Source organism: Streptococcus sp. k-163 (genome assembly GCF_013277555.1).
Taxonomy (GTDB): domain Bacteria; phylum Bacillota; class Bacilli; order Lactobacillales; family Streptococcaceae; genus Streptococcus.
Genome location: NZ_VMND01000019.1, coordinates 38,013 through 55,049, shown reverse-complemented (window position 1 = coordinate 55,049; position 17,037 = coordinate 38,013). Strand labels below are relative to the sequence as shown.

12 protein-coding genes and 1 pseudogene are annotated in these 17,037 nt (G+C 40.2%); 10 read left to right on the top strand and 3 right to left on the bottom strand.

Annotation, left to right across the window (positions count from 1 at the left end; all coding sequences use genetic code 11):
* Positions 1-27: 27 nt before the first annotated feature.
* The 4 genes and pseudogenes from yycF to tnpA all read left to right on the top strand — a co-directional run bounded on the left by yycF (position 28) and on the right by tnpA (position 3,630).
* The gene (yycF, locus tag HT731_RS07870) at positions 28-732 is read left to right on the top strand and encodes a response regulator YycF (protein ID WP_000722067.1); all 705 of its coding nucleotides are present in this window, start codon (positions 28-30) and stop codon (positions 730-732) included.
* A complete protein-coding gene (vicK, locus tag HT731_RS07865) occupies positions 725-2,074 on the top strand; it encodes a cell wall metabolism sensor histidine kinase VicK (RefSeq protein WP_049535173.1) in 1,350 nt (449 codons plus the stop codon). The genes yycF and vicK overlap by 8 nt, the downstream gene beginning before the upstream one ends.
* A 1-nt stretch (position 2,075) precedes the next feature.
* Positions 2,076-2,885 (top strand): MBL fold metallo-hydrolase, encoded by an 810-nt coding sequence (locus HT731_RS07860; RefSeq protein ID WP_000004965.1) that lies wholly within the window; start codon positions 2,076-2,078, stop codon positions 2,883-2,885.
* Positions 2,886-3,115: 230 nt separating this feature from the next.
* Positions 3,116-3,630 (top strand): annotated as a pseudogene (gene tnpA, locus HT731_RS07855) (IS200/IS605 family transposase).
* Positions 3,631-4,044: 414 nt separating this feature from the next.
* On the opposite strand, the gene HT731_RS07850 reads toward tnpA, so the two are convergent.
* The 3 genes from HT731_RS07850 to HT731_RS07840 form a co-directional block, all read right to left on the bottom strand.
* Positions 4,045-4,797: an ABC transporter permease gene (locus HT731_RS07850; protein WP_173278404.1), complete on the bottom strand. Its 753-nt coding sequence runs from the start codon at positions 4,795-4,797 to the stop codon at positions 4,045-4,047.
* 10 nt (positions 4,798-4,807) lie between these two features.
* Positions 4,808-5,716, bottom strand: a complete 909-nt coding sequence (locus tag HT731_RS07845) for an ATP-binding cassette domain-containing protein (RefSeq protein WP_033680238.1) — start codon at positions 5,714-5,716, stop codon at positions 4,808-4,810.
* 141 nt (positions 5,717-5,857) lie between these two features.
* Positions 5,858-6,667: a Cof-type HAD-IIB family hydrolase gene (locus HT731_RS07840; protein ID WP_033680237.1), complete on the bottom strand. Its 810-nt coding sequence runs from the start codon at positions 6,665-6,667 to the stop codon at positions 5,858-5,860.
* Positions 6,668-6,813: 146 nt separating this feature from the next.
* Here HT731_RS07840 and HT731_RS07835 point away from each other — a divergent pair, with 146 nt between their 5' ends.
* From HT731_RS07835 to HT731_RS07810, 6 genes are all read left to right on the top strand, one after another.
* Positions 6,814-7,275: a MarR family transcriptional regulator gene (locus HT731_RS07835; protein ID WP_033680236.1), complete on the top strand. Its 462-nt coding sequence runs from the start codon at positions 6,814-6,816 to the stop codon at positions 7,273-7,275.
* Positions 7,268-7,687: an EVE domain-containing protein gene (locus HT731_RS07830; RefSeq protein WP_033680235.1), complete on the top strand. Its 420-nt coding sequence runs from the start codon at positions 7,268-7,270 to the stop codon at positions 7,685-7,687. Before HT731_RS07835 ends, HT731_RS07830 begins: the two co-directional genes overlap by 8 nt.
* Positions 7,688-7,793: 106 nt before the next feature.
* Positions 7,794-11,069: an ATP-dependent nuclease subunit B gene (rexB, locus tag HT731_RS07825; RefSeq protein ID WP_173278402.1), complete on the top strand. Its 3,276-nt coding sequence runs from the start codon at positions 7,794-7,796 to the stop codon at positions 11,067-11,069.
* The gene (addA, locus tag HT731_RS07820) at positions 11,066-14,716 is read left to right on the top strand and encodes a helicase-exonuclease AddAB subunit AddA (protein ID WP_173278400.1); all 3,651 of its coding nucleotides are present in this window, start codon (positions 11,066-11,068) and stop codon (positions 14,714-14,716) included. Before rexB ends, addA begins: the two co-directional genes overlap by 4 nt.
* Positions 14,717-14,733: 17 nt before the next feature.
* Positions 14,734-15,912, top strand: coding sequence for a hypothetical protein (locus tag HT731_RS07815; protein ID WP_173278398.1), 1,179 nt, complete (start codon positions 14,734-14,736; stop codon positions 15,910-15,912).
* 241 nt (positions 15,913-16,153) lie between these two features.
* Positions 16,154-17,037: YSIRK-type signal peptide-containing protein (locus HT731_RS07810; protein ID WP_173278397.1), on the top strand; the 884-nt coding region annotated here is incomplete at its 3' end.

Sequence of the window (17,037 nt, the reverse complement as noted above, 5' to 3'; positions counted from 1 at the left end):
TATAATAGTAGAGAAAAAGGTGAACATATGAAAAAAATATTAATTGTAGATGATGAAAAACCAATCTCGGATATTATCAAGTTTAATATGACCAAGGAAGGTTACGAAGTTGTAACTGCTTTTAACGGTCGTGAAGCGCTAGAGCAATTTGAAGCAGAGCAGCCAGATATTATTATTCTGGATTTGATGCTTCCAGAAATTGATGGCTTAGAAGTTGCGAAGACTATTCGCAAGACCAGTAGTGTGCCTATTATCATGCTTTCAGCTAAGGATAGCGAATTTGACAAGGTTATCGGTTTAGAGCTTGGGGCGGATGACTATGTGACAAAACCCTTCTCGAATCGTGAGTTGCAGGCGCGTGTTAAAGCACTTCTGCGTCGTTCTCAGCCTATGCCAGTAGATGAGCAGGAAGGAGACAGCAAACCTCAGCCTATCCAAATTGGAGATTTAGAAATTGTTCCAGATGCCTATGTTGCTAAGAAATACGGTGAAGAACTAGACTTAACCCACCGTGAATTTGAACTCTTGTACCACTTGGCTTCTCATATCGGTCAAGTGATTACACGTGAACACTTGCTTGAAACGGTCTGGGGTTACGATTATTTCGGAGATGTTCGAACAGTCGACGTAACTATTAGACGTTTGCGTGAGAAGATTGAAGACACACCAAGCCGTCCTGAGTATATTCTAACACGTCGCGGTGTCGGTTATTATATGAGAAATAATGATTAAACTAATTAAAGACACAGTTTTAACTAGTGATTTTATCTTTGTCCTCATTCTACTTGGCTTTATTTTAGTGGTGACCTTGCTTTTACTAGAAAATCGTCGGGATAATATTCGGTTGAAGAAAATCAATCAAAAGGTAAAGGACCTGATTGCAGGAGATTATTCTCAGGTATTGGATATGCAGGGAAGCTCTGAAATCACTAATATTACCAATAATCTCAATGATTTATCAGAAGTAATCCGTTTGACCCAAGAAAATCTGGAACAAGAGAGTAAACGATTGCACAGTATCCTCTCTTACATGACAGACGGAGTTCTTGCGACCAATCGTCGTGGCAAGATTACCATGATTAATGACATGGCTAAGAAACAGCTAGGCGTTCAGAAAGAAGAAGTTCTCAATAAAAGTATTCTAGAATTGCTTAAGATTGAAGATGAGTATGAACTTCGTGATTTGATTACCCAAGTTCCTGAGCTAATGATTGATTCTCAGGATGCCAATGGTGAGTATCTGAGCCTTCGTGTACGCTTTGCTTTGGTGCGTCGTGAGTCTGGCTTTATCTCAGGTTTGGTTGCTGTTTTGCACGATACGACAGAGCAGGAGAAGGAAGAGCGCGAACGGAGACTTTTTGTTTCCAACGTTAGTCATGAGCTACGGACGCCTCTGACTAGCGTAAAATCCTATCTTGAAGCCTTGGATGAAGGGGCTCTGACAGAACCTATCGCACCAGACTTTATCAAGGTATCTCTAGATGAAACCAACCGTATGATGCGAATGGTGACGGATCTCCTTCATCTTTCTAGGATTGATAATGCGACTAGTCACCTAGATGTGGAAATGATTAACTTCACTGCCTTTATTACTTTTATTCTTAATCGTTTTGATAAAATGAGAGGACCAGATGGAGAGAAAAAATATGAATTGGTGAGAGATTATCCAATTACCTCTGTCTGGATTGAAATTGATACTGACAAGATGACACAGGTGATTGACAATATTCTTAACAATGCCATCAAGTATTCGCCTGATGGCGGGAAAATCACAGTGACCATGAAGACGACTGATGATCAGATGATTTTGTCTATTTCTGACCAGGGATTGGGGATTCCAAAGCAAGATTTACCACGTATCTTTGACCGTTTTTATCGTGTGGATCGTGCCAGAAGTCGTGCCCAAGGTGGTACGGGTCTAGGACTAGCAATTGCTAAAGAAATTATCAAACAACATAAGGGCTTTATTTGGGCCAAGAGTGAATACGGTAAGGGATCAACCTTCACCATTGTGCTCCCTTATGATAAGGATGCAGTGAAAGAAGAAGTATGGGAGGACGAAGTAGAAGACTAGAATGAGTGAAACAGGCTTTAAATACAGTATTTTAGCGTCGGGTTCCAGTGGAAATTCCTTTTATCTGGAAACCCCGAAAAAGAAGCTTTTAGTGGATGCAGGCTTGTCTGGTAAAAAGATTACTAGCCTACTTGCTGAAATTAATCGCAAACCAGAAGACTTGGATGCCATCTTGATTACACATGAGCATTCAGACCATATCCACGGAGTGGGTGTTTTGGCTCGCAAGTATGGTATGGATTTGTATGCCAATGAAAAGACCTGGCAGGCTATGGAAAATAGCAAGTATCTTGGCAAGGTAGATTCTTCACAAAAGCATATCTTTGAAATGGGCAAAACCAAAACCTTTGGAGATATTGATATTGAGAGTTTTGGGGTTAGCCATGATGCGGTTGCTCCGCAGTTCTATCGCTTTATGAAGGATGACAAGAGTTTTGTCATGCTGACTGATACAGGTTATGTGAGTGACCGTATGGCAGGAATTGTCGAAAATGCGGATGGATATCTTATCGAGTCCAACCATGATGTAGAGATTTTGCGAGCAGGTTCTTACGCTTGGCGACTTAAACAACGAATCCTATCGGATCTAGGTCACCTTTCTAACGAGGACGGTGCCGAAGCTATGATTCGTACCTTGGGAAACCGCACTAAGAAAATCTACCTTGGGCATTTATCTAAGGAGAACAATATCAAGGAGCTAGCTCATATGACCATGGTGAATCAGCTAGCACAAGCTGATCTAGGTGTAGGAGTAGACTTTAAGGTATATGATACCTCACCAGATACCGCAACACCATTGACTGAGATATAAAAAGAAGGCTCTTTTTCAACTGTAAGGGGTTGCAGAAAAGCTAAGCTCGAGAAAGGACAAATTTCGTCCTTTCTTTTTTCTTATGTGACTTTCAGTCCGTCTCGCTCCGTTAGGTGCGAGACAAAAAAACCACCCGCTATGCAGGTACGCGTCGAAGGTTGTACCCAAAAAACTCCAAACGCGATACAATAAAGCTCTTCAAGGCAATTGTAAAGCGAAAGGAGAAAAATATGGCACAAAAGGATCATAGTTTATCGCACACAAAGTGGCACTGTAAGTATCACATTGTGTTCACCCTAAGTATAGACGAAAAGTCATCTATAATCAATATAGAAGTAGTTTAGGCGAAATATTTCATCGTTTGTGTAGTTATAAAGGAGTTGAAATTATCGAGTGTCACTTAATGCCAGACCATGTACATATGTTAGTAAGTATTCCACCGAGGATAAGTGTTTCGAGTTTCATGGGTTATTTAAAAGGAAAAAGTGCACTCATGATGTTTGATAAACACGCCAATCTCAAGTACAAGTTTGGGAATCGGCATTTCTGGGCGGAAGGTTATTATGTAAGTACGGTGGGACTCAATGAAGCTACAATTAAGAAATATATTCAAGATTAAAGAAATTATCCAGTGGATGATTTCTTCACGAGTATGAAAATTTGAGAACGAGTAAAGCATGATATAGCACTAGATAAATTAAGTGTAAAAGAATATGAGGATCCCTTTAGGAATAGTGGTAAGTAATACTAAAGCCTCTTTAAGAGGCAAGTGACGAGTCAAGAGCAATAAGGTTTGAACAACGTGAAAACCAGCGTCTTTAGGCGCTGGCTGGTAATTTGGGCTTATAGCCCTGGGACAAACCACCCGTCAAACGGGTGGTCATGATTTGAAAAAAACATGTGTAACATGTTTTTCTACCACCCAATCTAAGGTATTGTGAAGAGCTACAGTATAGTAGATTGAAATAGAATCTAAACAAATTGATTAAGAAATTTAAAGTAATTTCTAAAAATATTTTAGAAGCGATATTGTGCAATTCTAGATTCAATCTACTATAAAGACAACGGATTTGTATTGTTCATCTTTATTATAAGGTAAACTTCAAGGTGAACTTCTTTTTCTATCATGAGTTAGCAGGCTCTACCTGCTTGAAGTTTTTTATAGACTTTTCTTTTTGAAAACTGTCAGTCCACTTATATTAAAAATTACAATAACAGCTAAAGTAACTATAAGTGTATAGAAAATGGATTCACTATTAGCAGTCATAGCATAGGTAAATCGCAAGGATAAATATGGCAAAATTTTGATACTTGGGAAGATGAGCATTGGCATAGAAAGTAAGATAGAGCTGACCAAATAACCAATAAATACCGCAAGATAAGAATGACTAACATAGAGAATGAAGGAAACAATGGAAAGCCAAGCAAGGAGGCAAAGGAATTGAAGGAAAATGGTTACCAGTAGATTGCCAATAAAGCCATCAGGCATAGTTCCAAATCCATTTAAGATAGTTGCTGGAATAAAGGCAATCACAAGACAGATGATGACTTGCAAAAGTGCAATACAAGTCAATACAAAGGCTTTGGCAAGGAAAAACTCGGTACGAGAAACACCCACTGTTAAATTATTTTTATAGAGTTTACCGATTAAATCAACTCCAAGAACGAGGCAGGATAGGATGATACAGAGAAAAACGAGGTTTGAACCTTGACTAGAAGCGTTAATAAGTGCTTGTACACCGTCCCAACCATGGGTTGGAATTTCTGGTTCTTCTGTCTGGATTGCCATCAGATGACCAGTAGCTCCTATACTTGCACCCATTAGCATGAGAGCAAAGAGAATGAATTCTGTAATCCAAAAACCTTTGGAACGGAAAAGACGGTAAAAGTCTGCTTGAATGGTATGTATCATGATTTTCCTCCTATTCGACCAATTGAGTGAAGTATTCTTCTAGGTTTTGACGGGCATAGTAAATCTCGTCAATAGCAACATCTGCCAAAGTTAATTCCTTAAGAATCTGTTTGACATCTTGTTCCTGACCAAAGATATGGATTTCATTTTCTGGATTCACAACCTTGAACTGGAGATGGATTTGTTCTTTTAATACTTGACAAGCTTTCTCTTGGTCAGCTGTCTTAAGAACAATGTAATCCTCGCTTAGTGTTTCAAATTCAGCTTTGCTGATTTCACGGATAATCTTGCCTTGATCTAAAATACCAAAACGATTGGCTAGGAGATAGAGTTCTGACAAGATATGGCTAGAGATGAGAATGGTGATCCCTTTTTCTTGATTTAGTCGTTGAATCATTAGTCGAAATTCTTTGATACCTATTGGGTCGAGACCGTTAATAGGTTCATCTAGGATCAGGAAGTCTGGTTTGGATAGGAGGGCAATGGCAATACCAAGTCTTTGTTTCATTCCTAGCGAGAAATCACGAAAGACTTTCTTACCTGTATCTGACAAACCTACATAGTCCAGCGTTTCTCGAATGACTTGATCAGCATTTGGAATATGACGAATCATACAATAATATTTCAGATTTTGATAGGCTGTTAAGTGATTATGAGCTACAGGTGATTCAATCACTGAACCTACTCGAGATAGAGCCTTGGTCCACTCATTTTCCGATTGACTAGAAAAGAGGGAAACAGTTCCTTTATCCGCAAACAGCAGTTGCGTAATAATTTTTATCAAGGTAGTCTTCCCAGCTCCATTCTTCCCAATAAGTCCATAAATATCTCCCTCTCTTATCGTTAAATGAAGATCCTGAAGAATAGCTTGTTTGTCAAAGTTTTTGGACAATCCATGAATATCAAGTACTGTTTTCATGATTCTCTCCTTTTGATTTATTTTGATAACTTTAGTATAAAGCATAGAAATCAAAGAAAGCTCAAGGATTTCTAAAGAGTTTCTAAAGTTTTAGGAATTCTTAAATATCAAAACCCAGTTGACACGAACTGGGCTTCTTAATTATAAAATATATTTCTCAATGGCACGCGCAACGCCGTCTTCTTCGTTGCTTGCTGTAACGGCATCCGCAAGAGATTTGACATAATCGCTGGCATTTCCCATTGCAACACCAAGCCCTGCAAATTGGAGCATTTCAATATCGTTATTAGCATCGCCCATAGCCATGATTTCTGAGGAATCAATCTTCAGAATCTCTGCCAGTCGTGAAAGAGCAGTAGCCTTTGTCGTTCCAAGTGGCATGGCTTCATAAATGACAGGCTGCGAACGAACTCCACTGAATCGTTGACAGAGTTCCCCAGCAAAACGCTCTTCAAAATCGTCTGTTTGCTCTTTGGTACCCAAAAACATACCTTGGAACATACGGTACTTACCACTGGTAGCTTCCTCAAGGGAAATTTCAGTCAGGTCTGAAAAGACTAGCTTGGCATCATTTTGAACGATTTCATTAGGTTTGCCACCGAGGACAAAATAATGTGTCTCGTCAAAAAGAGTCAACTGAACATCACTTTTTTCAGCAAGGTCATAGAGGTATTCGATGTCAGCTGGACTGAGTTCTTGCCAGTCAACCAAATTCCAATCGCTGGTTTGGTGAGTTGAGCAACCGTTGTTAACAATCACATACTCATTCTGGAGGTCTAGTCCCAGTTTTTTGTAGTAGGGGAGGACACCGAAAAGCGGGCGACCCGTACAGAGAACCAGTTTGACACCTTTTTCAATGGCTTGGTGAATAGCAGTAATGTGAGCTTGTGGGATTTCCTTGGCTTCATTGAGGAGGGTTCCGTCCATATCCAAGGCTAGTAGTTTAATCATAGGTCTTCCTTTTCTAGGTGTTTTGCTTTTATTATAGCATATAGAACATAAAATGTCTGACAGAATTGTAACATTCAAGCTCCCTTTTCTTGAAAAATAAAATAAATTATCTTATAATATGTATACTTAATATTTAAGGAAAAATAATGTCAAAGTATCACTTTAATTCAATTTACAAGAATGATGAAACAGAGTCCACAGGTCTTCTTTTCATCAAAGTCTACAACAAGTGGGAAAGTAATTTAAAAAGAGTTTTAAAATCAGTTGGTCTTACTTTGCCCCAATTTATCATTTTGACTTCGCTCTTATTTCTGACGAATAGAGAGGAATATGTAACACAAGTTGATATTGCTCGTTTCACAGGTATGGATGTCATGACGGTTTCTCAGATTGTCCGGTTACTAGAGAAGAAAGACTACATTAGACGCGATCAACATCCAAAGGATAGTCGAGCCAAACTGGTTTTAGTGACGAAGTCTGGTGTGGAGAAGGTCAATCAAGCTTTACCCTTAGTAGAAGGGGTTGATGAAGAATTTTTTGAAAAACTTTCTAACGATAGAGAAAGTTTTAATCGCATGTTAGCAGAGTTGGAGGATAAAAATGCCTAGATATTGGGTCGGAGTTGTTTCAAAGAATCATGTTTTAAGAGGAGTTGAGGGGAATTTTTGCCAGGTCTGTCATGGAAAGGGCGGCCCCTTAAACCGTATGAAAAAAGGCGATTATCTTTTATACTATAGCCCCAAATACGATATGAATGGTCAAGATAAGTTACAGGCTTTTGTGGCCGTAGGTAAAATTATAGATGACAAAGCCTATCAAGTAGAGCAGTTTGAAGGATTCTTTCCCTTTAGACGAAATGTCGAGTATTATCTACCAGTCAAAGATTGCTCCATAGAAATAGCCAGACAACATCCTGAATGGAAAAACTATACTTCTAGGCTTCGTTATGGGCATTTTGAAGTTTCCAAAGACTTTTTCCTATATATATTTCATCATATGAAAGTGGATGACGAAGCTTGATTGATTTGCTAGTTAAATGATTGTCAACAAGAATTTTGGATTTGGACAGTGAAGCGAACTTTGCTATAATAGAGTAAGAAACTTTGAGAAACCAAACGAGGCTGAGATGAAATTACTTTATACTGATATTCGAACTTCTTTGACAGAAATTCTAACCAGAGAGGCGGAAGAGCTAGTTGCTGCTGGCAAGCGAGTCTTTTACATTGCTCCCAACTCTCTTTCATTTGAAAAGGAACGTGCCGTGCTGGAATGCTTGTCCCAGCAGGCTTCTTTTGCGATTACTGTCACGCGCTTTGCCCAAATGGCTCGTTATCTGGTCCTGAATGACTTGCCTGCCAAGACCAGTCTTGATGATATCGGTCTTGGGATGGCTTTTTATAAATGCCTTGCCGAACTTGATCCTAAGGATTTACGTGTTTATGGAGCTATCAAGCAGGATCCTCAGTTTATCCAGCAGTTGATTGAGCTTTACCACGAGATGACCAAAGCACAGGTGAGTTTTTTGGACTTGGAGAGTTTGACGGATGAGGATAAGAGAGCCGATTTACTCTTGATTTTTGAGAAGGTAACGGCTTATCTCAATCAAGCTCAGTTAGCTCAGGGAAGTCAGTTGTCCCATTTGATTGAGGCTATTGAGAATGACAAAGTTAGTAGTGATTTTAGACAGATTGCCTTAGTTATTGATGGATTTACCCGTTTTTCTGCCGAGGAAGAGCGAATTGTGGACCTACTTCATGGCAAGGGTGTTGAGATTGTCATTGGAGCCTATGCTAGTAAGAAAGCCTATACTAGCCCTTTTAGCGAGGGTAATCTCTACCAAGCTAGTGTGGAGTTTCTCCACCATCTGGCCTCTAAATACCAAACGCCTGCTCAGGACTATTCTCAAATTCATGAGAAGATGGATAGTTTTGACAAGGTCTCTCGTTTGCTGGAGTCTTCTTATGACTTTTCAGAACTCGCTTTGGATGTCGATGAGAAAGACCGTGAAAATCTACAAATCTGGTCTTGTTTGACGCAAAAGGAGGAGTTGGAGCTAGTAGCCCGTAGCATCCGTCAGAAATTACATGACAATCCAGACTTGAGTTACAAGCATTTTCGTATTCTCTTGGGAGATGTAGCTTCTTATCAGTTATCTCTCAAAACCATTTTTGACCAGTATCAGATTCCTTTCTACCTTGGTAGAAGCGAATCCATGGCGCACCACCCCTTGACACAGTTTGTCGAGTCTATTTTGGCTTTAAAACGCTATCGTTTCCGTCAGGAGGATTTGATTAACCTTCTTAGAACAGGTTTGTATACCGATTTTAGTCAGTCTGATATTGACGCATTTGAGCAATATATCCGTTATCTTGGTATCAATGGCTTGCCAGCCTTTCAGCAAACCTTCACCAAATCCCACCATGGGAAATTTAATCTTGAGCGTTTGAATGCCCTTCGCCTGAGAATTTTAGAACCTCTTGAAACTCTCTTTGCCAGTCGAAAACAGAAGGCTGAAAATCTCTTGCAAAAGTGGAATGTCTTTCTAAAAGAAGGAGCGGTGACCAAGCAGTTGCAAGATTTGACAGCCACTATGGAAGCTGTAGAACAGGAAAGACAAGCCGAAGTTTGGAAGGCTTTCTGTCATGTTTTAGAACAATTTGCGACTGTTTTTGCTGGTTCGCAAGTTAATCTAGAGGACTTTCTAGCCCTGCTCCATTCTGGAATGAGTTTGTCCCAATACCGTACCATTCCAGCGACAGTGGATACCGTTCTGGTGCAAAGTTACGATTTGATTGCGCCATTGACTGCTGACTTTGTCTACGCTATTGGGCTGACTCAGGACAATTTACCAAAAATCGCGCAAAATACCAGTCTTTTGACTGACGAAGAAAGACAGAGCCTAAATCAAGCGACAGAAGATGGGACGCAATTGATAATTGCCAGCAGTGAAAATCTCAAGAAAAATCGCTACACTATGCTTTCCTTGGTCAATTCTGCGCGTAAGCAGTTGGTCTTGTCGGCTCCAAGCCTTTTTAATGAAAGTGAAAGTAAGGAGTCAGCTTATCTTCAAGAGCTGGTCCATTTTGGATTTAGTCGGAGAGAGAAGAGGATGAATCACAAAGGGCTGTCTAAGGAGGATATGGGGTCCTATCACAGTCTTTTGTCTAGTCTGGTTGCCTATCACCAACAGGCCGAGACGAGCGATACTGAGCAAGATTTGACATTTATTAAGGTTCTGGCGCGTGTCATGGGTAAAAAACTTGACCAAAAAGGCCTTGCAAATCCAGCCCTTCCAACAAGCCCAAGCAGTAAGCAGTTGACCAAAGATACCTTACAAGCTCTCTATCCTACAGATCAGGAGTTTTACCTCTCTACCTCTGGTTTGACAGAGTTTTACCGGAACCAATACAGTTATTTCCTTCGCTATGTTTTAGGCTTGCAGGAGGAATTACGCCTGCGTCCTGATGCCCGCAGTCACGGAAATTTCTTGCACCGTATCTTTGAACGTGCCTTGCAGTTACCTGACGAAGATTCCTTTGACAAACGTCTAGAACAAGCTATCCAAGAAACCAGTCAAGAACGCGAATTTGAAGCCATTTATCAGGAAAGTTTGGAAGCCCAGTTTACAAAGGAAGTTTTGCTTGATGTTGCACGGACAACTGGACATATTCTCCGCCATAATCCAGTTATTGAAACCATCAAAGAAGAAGCAAATTTTGGTGGAAAAGAGCAAGCCTTTATTCAATTGGACAATGGTCGCAGTGTCTTTGTACGAGGTAAGGTTGACCGAATTGACCGTTTGAAAGCTGATGGAGCGATAGGGGTAGTAGACTACAAGTCTAGTCTAACTCAGTTCCAATTTCCTCATTTCTTTAATGGGCTTAATTCTCAGTTACCAACCTACCTAGCTGCCCTAAAAAGAGAAGGGGAGCAGAACTTTTTTGGTGCCATGTACTTGGAAATGGCTGAGCCTGTCCAATCTTTGACGGCCGTTAAAAGTCTGGCAGGTGCAGTAGTAGAAGCTAGCAAGTCAATGAAATACCAAGGTCTCTTTTTAGAAAAAGAAAGCAGTCATTTAGGCGAATTTTACAATAAAAACAAGGCTAATCAGCTGACAGATGAGGAATTCCAGCTCCTACTGGACTACAATGCCCATCTTTATAAAAAAGCAGCTAAGAAGATTTTAACAGGCCAGTTCGCCATTAATCCTTATACCGAAAATGGTAGAAGCATTGCCCCCTACGTTCAGCAGCATCAAGCCATTACTGGCTTTGAAGCCAATTACCACTTAGGTCAAGCCCGTTTTCTAGAAAAGTTGGACTTAGCTGATGGCAAGCGTCTTGTCGGAGCAAAACTCAAGCAAGCTTGGTTTGAAAAAATAAGAGAGGAGTTGAATCGATGAAGCCTATTCCCTTTTTAATCGAGAAGGAAATTCAAAAATTGCAAGAAGCAGAAGCAAATTCGAACAAGGAACAAAAGAAAACTGCCGAACAAATTGAAGCCATCTACACTTCTGTTCAGAATATCCTAGTCTCAGCATCGGCTGGTTCTGGGAAGACCTTTGTTATGGCAGAGCGTATTCTGGACCAATTGGCGCGTGGTGTCGAAATTTCTCAACTCTTCATCTCAACCTTTACCGTTAAGGCAGCCACTGAGCTTAAGGAACGTTTGGAGAAAAAAATCAGCCAGCAAATCCAAGAAAGCGATGACGTTGACCTCAAACAACACTTGGGTCGCCAGTTGGCAGATCTACCCAACGCGGCTATTGGTACCATGGACTCTTTCACACAAAAATTCCTTGGTAAACACGGTTATCTGCTTGATATTGCACCTAATTTCCGTATTTTACAAAACCAAAGCGAGCAACTCCTTCTAAAAAACGAAGTTTTCCATGAGGTCTTTGAATCCCATTATCAAGGTAAACAGAAAGAAAAGTTTAGTCATTTGCTGAAAAATTTTGCTGGACGCGGCAAAGATGAACGTGGTCTGCGACAGCAAGTCTATAAAATTTATGACTTCCTCCAATCTACCAGTAATCCTCAAAAGTGGCTGAGTAAATCTTTCCTCAAAGGCTTTGAAAAAGCTGATTTTACCAGTGAAAAAGAAAAACTGACTAAGCAAATCCAGCAAGCCCTTTGGGATTTGGAAAGCTTTTTCCGTTATCATCTGGATAATGATGCCAAGGAGTTTGCAAAGGCTGCTTATTTAGAAAATGTTCAGTTAGTTCTGGATGAAATTGGCTCCTTAAATCAAGAGTCTGATAGTCAGGATTATCAGGCAGTACTTGCGCGTATTGTCGCAATTTCAAAAGAGAAAAATGGTCGGGCTCTGACGAATGCCAGTCGTAAGGCTGATTTGAAGCCACTGGCTGATGCCTACAACGAAGAAAGAAAGGCCCAGTTTGCTAAACTAGGACAACTAGCAGATCAGATAACGATTCTGGACTATCAAGAACGTTTCCATCAAGAAACATGGGGATTAGCTAAAACCTTCCAATCTTTCATGAGCGATTTTGTGGAGGCTTATCGTCAGCGTAAACGTCAGGAAAATGCCTTTGAATTCGCTGATATCAGCCATTACACTATTGAGATTTTAGAGAATTTCCCGCAAGTTCGTGAGGCTTATCAAGAACGTTTCTACGAAGTCATGGTTGATGAGTACCAGGACACCAACCACATTCAAGAACGGATGTTGGAATTGCTGTCGAATGGTCACAATCGCTTTATGGTTGGAGATATCAAGCAGTCCATCTACCGTTTCCGTCAGGCAGACCCGCAGATTTTCAATGAAAAGTTCCAACGCTATGCGCAAAATCCAAAAGAGGGCAAGCTGATTCTCCTCAAGGAAAATTTCCGTAGCAGTTCAGAAGTGCTGTCAGCAACCAATGATGTCTTTGAACGTCTCATGGACCAAGAGGTCGGCGAAATCAACTATGATAACATGCACCATCTTGTTTTTGCCAATACCAAACTGACTCCTAATCCAGACAACAAGGCAGAATTTCTCCTCTATGATAAGGACGACACAAGTGAGGAAGAAGAGGGACAGGCAGAAACGAAACTAACAGGTGAAATGCGCCTTGTTATCAAGGAAATCCTTAAACTTCATCAAGAGAAAAGTGTAGCTTTTAAGGAAATTGCCCTTTTGACCTCCAGCCGCAGTCGAAATGACCAGATTCTCCTTGCCTTGTCTGAGTACGGGATTCCTGTCAAAACCGACGGTGAACAAAACAATTACCTCCAATCTCTAGAAGTGCAAGTCATGTTGGATACACTTCGTGTCATTCACAATCCCCTGCAAGATTATGCCTTGGTTGCTCTCATGAAGTCTCCAATGTTTGGATTTGATGAGGACGAGTTAGCACGTTTGTCTCTCCAGAAAGCAGAGGACAAAGTTCAAGAGAATCTCTATGAGAAACTGGTCAATGCTCAAAAACTTACAACAATCCAGAAAGAGTTAATTCATACTGATTTAGCTGAAAAATTAAATAAATTCATGGATATCTTGGATTCATGGCGCTTGTATGCCAAAACCCACTCACTCTATGATCTGACTTGGAAGATTTATAACGACCGCTTTTATTATGATTATGTTGGGGCTTTGCCAAATGGTCCTGCTAGACAGGCCAATCTCTATGCCCTAGCACTGCGTGCTGATCAATTTGAAAAGAGCAATTTCAAAGGTTTGTCGCGTTTTATTGGTATGATTAACCAAGTTTTAGAAGCCCAGCACGATTTATCAAGCGTGGCCGTCGCACCGCCAAAAGATGCAGTGGAACTCATGACCATTCACAAGAGTAAAGGGCTGGAGTTTCCTTACGTCTTTATCCTCAATATGGATCAAGACTTTAACAAGCAAGACTCTATGTCAGAAGTCATTCTCAGCCGAAAAAATGGACTAGGTGTTAAGTATATTGCCAAAATGGAAACAGGAGCAGTAGAAGCTCACTATCCTAAAACCATCAAACTCTCCATTCCTAGCCTGACCTATAGGCAGAATGAAGAGGAATTGCAGCTGGCAAGCTATTCAGAGCAGATGCGTCTGCTGTATGTTGCCATGACGAGGGCTGAGAAAAAGCTCTATCTTGTCGGTAAAGGTTCTCGTGAAAAGCTGGAAGCCAAAGAATACCCTGTAGCTAAAAATGGAAAACTAAATAGCAATACTAGACTGCAAGCCAATAATTTCCAAGATTGGATTTGGGCTATCAGTAAAGTGTTTGCCAAGGACAATCTCAACTTTAGCTATCGTTTTGTTGGCGATGATCAGCTGACTAGAGAAGCTATCGGTCAGTTGGAAAATAAAAGCCCTCTCCAAGATAGCTCCCAAGCTGACAACCGCCAGTCAGAAACCATTAAGGAAGCTCTTGAAATGCTGAAAGAAGTGGAAGTCTATAATACTCTTCACCGCGCAGCCATTGAACTTCCTAGTGTTCAAACCCCGAGTCAAATCAAGAAATTCTACGAACCAGTTATGGATATGGAAGGTGTCGAGATTGCAGGTCAAAGCCAGTCAGTAGACAAGAAAATTAGCTTTGATTTGCCAGATTTTTCAACCAAAGAAAAGGTAACTGGAGCTGAAATTGGTAGTGCTACCCACGAACTCATGCAGAGAATTGACCTCAGCCAGCGACCAACGCTTGCTAGTCTGACAGAAACTCTCAAACAAGTTCAAACCAGCCCAGCTGTCAGGGACAAGATCAATCTTGCTAAAACTCTTGCATTCTTTGACACAGCGCTCGGTCAGGAAATTCTCGCTAATACCAACCATCTCTATCGCGAGCAACCTTTCTCCATGCTCAAACGAGACCAAAAGAGTCAGGAAGACTTCGTTGTCCGTGGTATCCTTGATGGCTATCTCCTTTACGAGGACAGAATTGTTCTGTTCGACTATAAGACAGACCGCTATGATGAACCAAGTCAACTCATAGACCGCTATCGTGGTCAATTAGCCTTATATGGTGAGGCTTTATCCCGAGCCTATTCGATTGAAAATATTGAAAAATACTTGATTTTACTAGGTAAAAACGAGGTTCAAGTTGTAAAAGTATAATCTAGAAAGGAGACCTCATGACACTTCCAGTTAGAAAATCCCTGCACGATGCGGTTTTACAGGCTTCAAAAGCTGATACTTGGGAACAAGCTACCAAGGAATGGAATGAAGTTTCCTTGATTTTTAACGGTATCGGCCGTAGCAATTGTGTCTGTGGGAATGCCATCAAGTACGCCTACGAACTCTTTAATGGTGTCACAGGCCAACGTCTCTTTCCGATTGGTAGCGACTGTGTTCGTCATTTTCACCGATTGTCCCTTGACCAGCAATTGGAAGAGGAAGAAAAACTACTCAGAAAGGTTGAAAATCTGACAAGAAAAGCCCAGAAAAAGGAAAAAATCAAGGTCAATAAAAGTGACTTTGACGAGCGACTTCTAAAGTGGCTCTGGGAAAAAGGTGTTTTTAAACCCAATCGTGGCAATCAGTTCTCACCTGAGAAAGACTACCAGCTCTTCCTAGAAGTCTTTCAAGGAGGAAGTTGGACCAAGGCAGAACCCAAGAAGAAGGCTCGTATGGAGGAAGTCCTTGAAAAGTGTATCAAACCCTTTTTACTTGGGAAACCAGATGACCAACTCTACCTTGTCAAGCTAGGTAAGGAGAAAATTGACTACGAACAAGAACTGCGTATCCAGGCAGAGAAAGAGCGCAAAAAGAGAGATAAAATCGCCAAGCAATATGCAGACAATCTGGTTCTAGCTATGGGCCCAGCAGAGCGTGCTTATCAGGATTACTTTGGCTTTACAGAAACCCTTACTCAAGAAGAACGCAAGTGGGAGAAAATACTTTTTGGTAAAAATCGAACAGAACGGGCTATCAAAGCCAAACAATACCAAAAAGAGCTGGAAAAAGACCAACGAATAGCTAGTCAGGATCCAATTGAAAGAAAGCAGAAGCAGACCTGGCTTCTCAATTCCTATTTTCGTGAGCTTCCTGAAGAAAAATCTAGATTTGCTCGGCTCTTATTAGAATATCGAAAGAGTGGAGAAGTGCCATTTTCAACTGAATATCTGTCAGACCATCTGCTCGACTTTTTCTATAAAATGAAAGCTTTTGAGTTTGAAATCGCACCAGAACAAGTCCGAGATTTTCTAAAAGAAAGCCTCCAGGCAGATCATCTCTCCTCAGCACAAGAAAGCTGGATAGAAGGAATTCTCCTAAACTGTCTCAAACCATTTTTAGAACGATTAGTGATATAAGTAACACCTACCGTGGAAATGCCATGGTAGGTGTTCTTTTATGAAAAAAGATAATAGGGAATTGCAAACATTACTACTTGGTATTTTATATATAAAACAAAGTATGAAAACGTAACGCAATTTTAAGACTTTTTGGTAAATTAAGAGTATAATCAAAGTGTAATGCCTTTTTTATAGATAATACACTAATATATTGAAGGTCTTCGTAAGATAAATATAAATTTTATTTCAAGGAGGAATAATGGAAAAGTATTTTGGTGAAAAACAGCAGCGTTTTTCATTTAGAAAATTATCAGTAGGACTTGTATCTGCAACGATTTTAAGTTTATTTTTTATGTCTGTATTAGGAAGTTCATCTGTGGGTGCTCAAGAAACTGCAGGAGTTCACTATAAATATGTGACAGAGTCAGAGTTATCATCAGATGAAAAGAATAAGCTTGTCTATGATATTCCGACATACATGGATAATGATGATGAGACTTATTATCTTGTTTATAAATTAAATTCCCGAAATCAACTGGGAGAATTACCTAATACTGGAAACAAGAATGATGTTCAAACCTTGGTTGCTGGTGCTAGCTTAGCTGCTCTGGGGATTTTAATTTTTGCCGTTTCTAAGAAAAAGGTTAAGAATAAAACAGTATTACATTTAGTATTGGTTGCAGGAATAGGAAATGGTGTTCTTGTATCCGCTCATGCTTTAGAAAATAATCTTTTGCTAAATTACAATACTGACTATGAATTGACCTCTGGAGAAAAATTACCTCTTCCTAAAGCCATTTCAGGTTACACATATATTGGATATATCAAAGAGGGGAAAACGACTTCTGAGTCTAAAGTAAATAATCAAGAAAAATCAGTAGCCACTCCTACAAAACAACAAAAGGTGGATTATAGTGTTACACCAAATTTTGTAGAACATCCATCAACAGTACAAACTATGCAGGAACAAACATCTGTTTCTTCAACTAAGCCGACAGAAGTTCAAGTAGTTGAAAAAACTCTCTCTGCAGAATTAACCAATCCAAGAAAAGAAGAGAAACAATCTTCAAATTCTGCCGTTGTAAGCGCAAAAGGCGAACCTGCAACCCAATCTGCCTTACCAGAAGCAGTTGTAACTGACAA

Coding starts and splice junctions, on each gene's coding strand:
- HT731_RS07835 (WP_033680236.1), top strand. CDS start 6,814: ATGTCAAAGTATCACTTTAATTCAATTTACAAGAATGATGAAACAGAG.
- rexB (WP_173278402.1), top strand. CDS start 7,794: ATGAAATTACTTTATACTGATATTCGAACTTCTTTGACAGAAATTCTA.
- HT731_RS07850 (WP_173278404.1), bottom strand. CDS start 4,797: ATGATACATACCATTCAAGCAGACTTTTACCGTCTTTTCCGTTCCAAA.
- HT731_RS07830 (WP_033680235.1), top strand. CDS start 7,268: ATGCCTAGATATTGGGTCGGAGTTGTTTCAAAGAATCATGTTTTAAGA.
- addA (WP_173278400.1), top strand. CDS start 11,066: ATGAAGCCTATTCCCTTTTTAATCGAGAAGGAAATTCAAAAATTGCAA.
- HT731_RS07845 (WP_033680238.1), bottom strand. CDS start 5,716: ATGAAAACAGTACTTGATATTCATGGATTGTCCAAAAACTTTGACAAA.
- HT731_RS07815 (WP_173278398.1), top strand. CDS start 14,734: ATGACACTTCCAGTTAGAAAATCCCTGCACGATGCGGTTTTACAGGCT.
- vicK (WP_049535173.1), top strand. CDS start 725: ATGATTAAACTAATTAAAGACACAGTTTTAACTAGTGATTTTATCTTT.
- HT731_RS07860 (WP_000004965.1), top strand. CDS start 2,076: ATGAGTGAAACAGGCTTTAAATACAGTATTTTAGCGTCGGGTTCCAGT.
- HT731_RS07840 (WP_033680237.1), bottom strand. CDS start 6,667: ATGATTAAACTACTAGCCTTGGATATGGACGGAACCCTCCTCAATGAA.
- yycF (WP_000722067.1), top strand. CDS start 28: ATGAAAAAAATATTAATTGTAGATGATGAAAAACCAATCTCGGATATT.